Here is a 5,397-nt window from a genome sequence, read left to right as displayed (position 1 = left end):
TATTCGCTGGTGGTACAACTGCAAAAGCTATCTCATTTAATAAAATTACTCCCAACAATATTGTAAATAGGTATTTCACTTTATTTAGAATTATTTTTAAATTATTTTCCATCAATAATCACCTCCATATTAATTTCTAGAATTTATCTTAACTTGTAATTTTAATTCAATTTCTTTTTCATTACTTAATTGAGGAATATCCCACATAACTGCTCTATAATTACTTATTGGAATTTCTAATCCATCTTGAATTATTGGGAATTCTAAAAAGTCTCTTCCATTTAGTGATGCTTTAAATTTATTTTTGGGCACTAAACTTTCTTTTATAATTGTTGTTCCTTCAGGAATAGGTATAATTGGATTTAAATTATATATAACCTCCTTGCTATCATTTTGTATATTAAAAACATATTCTAATACATCTCCTGGTGAACCTTCTTCAGCACTTACCCGTTCGATTTCTCCATTTTCATTAGTTAATATTTGATAAGAAAACAATTCTGTTTTTATCTCTGAAAATATAGAAACTGTAAATAATAAAAATAATAAAATGACATTATTTCTCATAGCATTCTCTCCTTCTTTAATTTTTATAATATCTTTTTCTATTTATTCTAAATAATAATAAATTTCTTTTAAAATTTCTTTTTTTTATATAAATATTTTGTTAAAATATCTATTATATGCTCAAATTTTTAAGTGGAGGTGATGCAATTGTTTTTTCGATGTATGGATTTATTTAATATTGAATCTTTTAAACAAGCTAAACTAATATCAGGTGAAGAAGGAGCTTATAAAGAAATTTCTTGGCCTTATATTAAAACAACTGATTCTATAAGAAAGTGGGTAAATGGAAAAGAACTACTTTTTATTTTATATGATAATGAAAATAGCAACTTATATGATCTATTGAAGGAAGCTATAAATAAAAATTTATCTGGAATAGTTATTCTTACAAATTTTACAGAGGAAATTATTACTAATGATCTAATTGAACTATCAAATAAACATAAATTTCCTTTATTCTTGCTTCCGTGGAATATAAAACTTTTAAATTTAACTCAAGAAATTATTTTAGCTATACAAAAATATAGTACAAAAAATTTAGAAGCACAAAAAATTTTTAGAGAACTTCTTAATTCAGATAAAAATTACTATAAAAATTTAAATAAATTTTATAATATTAATATTTGTAACTATAATTTTTTAGGAATTTTTGAAGATAAAGACAATGAAAACATTGAAAATTTTTACAATCATTATTTTGATATTATTTTAAAACAACTTTTCTTAAAAAATTTTATAAAAAAAGATGAAATTATTTATTTTACCTACTCTAATAGAATTGTATTTTTAATTTTTATAGATAATATTGAAAAAGCTAATAAAATCAGAACTATTATTGAAAATATTTTGAAAAAATTTATTTTAAAATATAAAAATTTGTATTTAGCTTTTAGCAAAATCAATAAAAACAATGTATTTCTTAAACATATTTTTGATGAAACAGAGGAAGCGTTAAATATTGGAAAAAATAATAAAAATAGCAATCAAATTATTTATTATGAAAATATAGGAATTTATAAAATATTTATTGAAATGATTAATAATGAAAATATAAAAAAACATTGTTTTGAAAATATCAATGTCTTATTAGAATATGATTTAAAAAATAATACTAATCTTTTTGAAACTTTAAAAGTTTATTTTAATAATAATAGACATTTAGTAAATACATCTAATGAACTTTATATACACAGAAATACTTTAATATATCGATTGAATATTATTAAAACTCTATTAAAAAAAGATTTAAATAATGCTTTAGAAAACTTAGAATTATACAATAGTATTCTTTTTTATGAATTTAACTATTTTCATTAAAATATAAAAAGGTTATAAACATTTAAGTCTATAACCTTTAAATAGAGATGATTTAATTTAAATTGTATTTTTAGACAGGGAAGAAATGGATTTCTTTTCTTTGTTTTTACTAAGAGATAATATTAAAACTCCAATAAAAATAAAAATACAAGCTATTATCTTTATAAAAGTTATATGTTCTCCTAAAAGAAGTGCACCAAATATTACACTTGTGATTGGTTCAAAAGTACTTATTACTGCTGCTGTACTAGGACCAACACTTTTAATTCCAAGTTGTAATAATGACAACGCTACAACTGTACATAAGAAAGCAAAAATAAATGATATCATCCAAGCTTTATTTGTAAGTGTACTTAATGTCAATTTATTGGTAAAATTCCCATACAAGAACATACCTATTGAAGAAGCTAAAGCCACATAAAATGTTATTTTAAAAGGATCTTCATTTTTCAAACCACTTTTATCCATATAGATAATATAGAATGCATAAAAAACTCCACTTAAAATAGCTAAAAATAATCCTAATATTGTTTTTTCACTACTTACTTGATCTTTTGCAAGTGCAGAATAGAAAAAACAAGCAATCCCTAACATTGAAATAATCAAAGCAATAATCTTTTGTTTGTTAAATTTTTCTTTAAAAAACAATACACACCCCACTGTTACAAAAATTGGATATGTAAAATGTATTGGTGTAACTATTCCTACATCAACTACAGAAAAAGCAATATTTAATAATAAAGTCGTTATCGAATTTCCTATAAAACCTAAAATAACCAAATGCATAAGTTGTTTTTTAGTAACTTTTAAATTTATTTTAAAAAAAAATAATATTACCAACAGAAAAGGTAAACTTAAAAAATTTCTTAAAAAAGTTAAAGTAACTGGATTACTTCCTAATGAATAAGTCATAGGTCCTAAAGTAAAAGCAAAACCAAATGTTATTGATGACAACATTGTTAATAGAACACCATTATTTTTTATATTCACTTATACCACCTTACTTAAAGGCTTTATCAATTATTTTTAAAATATTATTAATAGCATCGTCTACAATAATTTTCCCTTTTTCTGGAGATGATGACTTAGCTGATGCTAAAACTCCAGTATCTGGAACTATTCCTTTTTCAATTGGGTATCTAAAATATGTTCCTGGTTCTGCATTTGTCATTTCAAGAATAGCTTCTTCTCTAACTAATTCAGGTTTAAAATACATCATAAGTGATGTTTCTGTTACTGCTGCATGCTCAAGTGCCCATCCTGGGAATGGAACTTCATCAAATATTTTATCTATTGTATCAGGACTCATAGGATCCCACCAGTTAGTTAATAATATTTGAATATCTTCTCCATGTTTTGCTGATGCTAAATCCATTGCTTCAACAATAAAAGCTTCGTTTTCAAAGTGTGCACTAAAAATGTAAATCTTTTTAAATCCATCTTTAACAAACTCATCAATTAAATCCATAACTAAATTTTGAAGTGTTGCTCCATTTAAATCTATAGTTCCTGGAAATAATGGCCCTCCACCACTTAAAGGTTTTGATTTATATCCATATGATAATGTTGGTGCAACTACTCCATTTATTTTATCTGCAATTCTATATGCAAATTGCTCTGCAATTACAGTATCAACACAAAGTGGTAGATGAGGACCATGTTGTTCTGTTGCTCCTATAGGTAGTATAATTACATCATCTTTCTTTTTAGCAAATTCTTGCCAAATCATATTAGTCATTTTAACATGTTCAAACATTTTCTGTGTACCTCCTTAAAATTTCTATAGATCAATTATATAAGTAAATCTAAATTACAACAATATATTTTTTTAACAATTTTTTACAAAACATTTGTACTAATCGTACAATGAAAATATGGTTTTTCAGTGATATAATGCTATTAAATTAACAAAATAGGAGATGATACTTAGAATGAAGAAAGTTCTATTTACAAATGCTAGATTAAAAGGTAGCGAAGAACTAAAAGATCTTTATATTGAAAATGGTATATTTAAGGAGATTGGTTCTGACTTATCAAAAAAGTACAATGATATTGAAAAAGTGAACTTAAATGGATATCTTACTATTCCACCTTATGTTGATCCACATATCCACTTAGATTATGTTTATACTGGAAAAAAACCTGGAGCAACTAATGGTACAGGAACTTTATTTGAAGGAATTCAAAGATGGTCTGAAACAAAAGGTAATATGACTATTGAAGAGGTAAAAGAAAGAGCTAAAATAGCAATAAAAAAACAATTGCTACACGGTACACAGTATATGAGAACTCATATAGATGTAACTGATCCTAATTTGACATCTTTAAAAGCCATGTTAGAACTAAGAGAAGAATTAAAAGATATTATAGAAATACAAATAATAGCTTTTCCTCAAGAAGGAATGTATTCATATAAAGATGGAGATAAATTAGTTGAAAAAGCTTTACAAATGGGTGCAGATGTTGTTGGTGCTATTCCTCACTTTGAATACACTTGGGAAATGGGAGAAAAATCTATAAAGAAAACTGTTGAATTAGCTTTAAAATATGACAAATTAATAGATGTTCATTGCGATGAAACAGATGATCCAAATTCAAGATATTTAGAACTTTTAGCTGGGGAAGCTTATATGAATGGTATTGGACATAAAACAACCGCTAGTCATGCTTGTGCAATGGGATCATATAATAATGCCTATGCTTTTAAATTATTCAAATTACTAAAATTATCAAATATAAATATAATTTCGTGTCCTACTGAAAATATTCATCTTCAAGGAAGATATGATACTTATCCTAAAAGACGTGGTTTAACAAGAGTTAAAGAATTAAATGATGCCGGAATAAATGTTTGTTTTGCACAGGATTCAATGTGTGATCCTTGGTATCCTTTAGGAAATGGAAATCTAATGACTATACTGGATTTTGGTATTCATATTGCACAAATGATGACATTTGAAGAGATTAATAACGCTTTAGATTTAGTTACTATTAATGGAGCTAAAACTCTTCATATTGAAGATAGATATGGTATTGAAGTAGGAAAAGAAGCTAATTTTATTGTTCTTGATGCTAAAAATGAATTTGATGCTATTTTAGAAAGAGTTGGCATTAAAAAATCAATTAGAAATGGAAAAATACTTATAGAAAAGGAACCTCAAGTTATATTAACAGATTGTGACTTTTTAAAATAAATTTAAAGAACCATAAAATACATATCTTTGTGTACTTTATGGTTCTTTTTTTAAACTCTTAATTTTTTAATCTCTTTTAATGCTAAAAATAATAATACAATTGCCACACTCCAACAATTTATAAAAACACTAATCCAAATATATTTCAAGGGTAATTTAAGTACAAAAGTAACTAAAGGATAAAGTGTTAAGGGAAATATAAACTGCCTACAAATTGTTGCATACATAGGTATTTTAGGTTCTTTTATTCCTTGAAGTAAATTTATACTGCAGATCGGAAGAGCACACGTCTGAACTCCAGTCACGAATTCGTATCTCG

The 5,397-nt window shown here is 25.1% G+C and carries 5 protein-coding genes; 2 read left to right on the top strand and 3 right to left on the bottom strand.

Going from position 1 to position 5,397, the window contains the following annotated elements; translation table 11 throughout:
* Positions 1-129 precede the first annotated feature (129 nt).
* Entirely contained in the window at positions 130-567 is a 438-nt protein-coding gene (locus tag Q0V09_RS07205) for a hypothetical protein (RefSeq protein WP_297487972.1), read from the bottom strand.
* Positions 568-714: 147 nt separating this feature from the next.
* Between Q0V09_RS07205 and Q0V09_RS07200 the strand changes: the two genes are divergently transcribed.
* Entirely contained in the window at positions 715-1,884 is a 1,170-nt protein-coding gene (locus tag Q0V09_RS07200; RefSeq protein WP_297487969.1) for a PucR family transcriptional regulator, read from the top strand.
* 57 nt (positions 1,885-1,941) lie between these two features.
* Here the strand turns inward: Q0V09_RS07200 and Q0V09_RS07195 are convergent, their stop codons facing one another.
* Positions 1,942-2,874 carry a DMT family transporter gene (locus tag Q0V09_RS07195; RefSeq protein ID WP_297407257.1) on the bottom strand — a complete coding sequence of 311 codons (933 nt, stop codon included), beginning with the start codon at positions 2,872-2,874 and terminating at the stop codon, positions 1,942-1,944.
* A gap of 10 nt (positions 2,875-2,884) precedes the next feature.
* Positions 2,885-3,640, bottom strand: coding sequence for a creatininase (locus tag Q0V09_RS07190; RefSeq protein ID WP_297407255.1), 756 nt, complete (start codon positions 3,638-3,640; stop codon positions 2,885-2,887).
* Positions 3,641-3,815: 175 nt separating this feature from the next.
* Between Q0V09_RS07190 and codA the strand changes: the two genes are divergently transcribed.
* Positions 3,816-5,078 (top strand): cytosine deaminase, encoded by a 1,263-nt coding sequence (gene codA, locus Q0V09_RS07185; protein WP_297407253.1) that lies wholly within the window; start codon positions 3,816-3,818, stop codon positions 5,076-5,078.
* Positions 5,079-5,397 lie beyond the last annotated feature (319 nt).

The sequence above is a fragment of the uncultured Cetobacterium sp. genome (assembly GCF_947039425.1).
Lineage (GTDB): Bacteria > Fusobacteriota > Fusobacteriia > Fusobacteriales > Fusobacteriaceae > Cetobacterium_A.
The sequence above is the reverse complement of the archived record's forward strand: the minus strand, read 5'-3'. Positions and strand labels throughout refer to the sequence as shown.

What these genes read in the sequence shown, in the direction of transcription:
- Q0V09_RS07205 (WP_297487972.1), bottom strand. Translation starts at nt 567, where the DNA reads ATGAGAAATAATGTCATTTTATTATTTTTATTATTTACAGTTTCTATA.
- Q0V09_RS07190 (WP_297407255.1), bottom strand. Translation starts at nt 3,640, where the DNA reads ATGTTTGAACATGTTAAAATGACTAATATGATTTGGCAAGAATTTGCT.
- codA (WP_297407253.1), top strand. Translation starts at nt 3,816, where the DNA reads ATGAAGAAAGTTCTATTTACAAATGCTAGATTAAAAGGTAGCGAAGAA.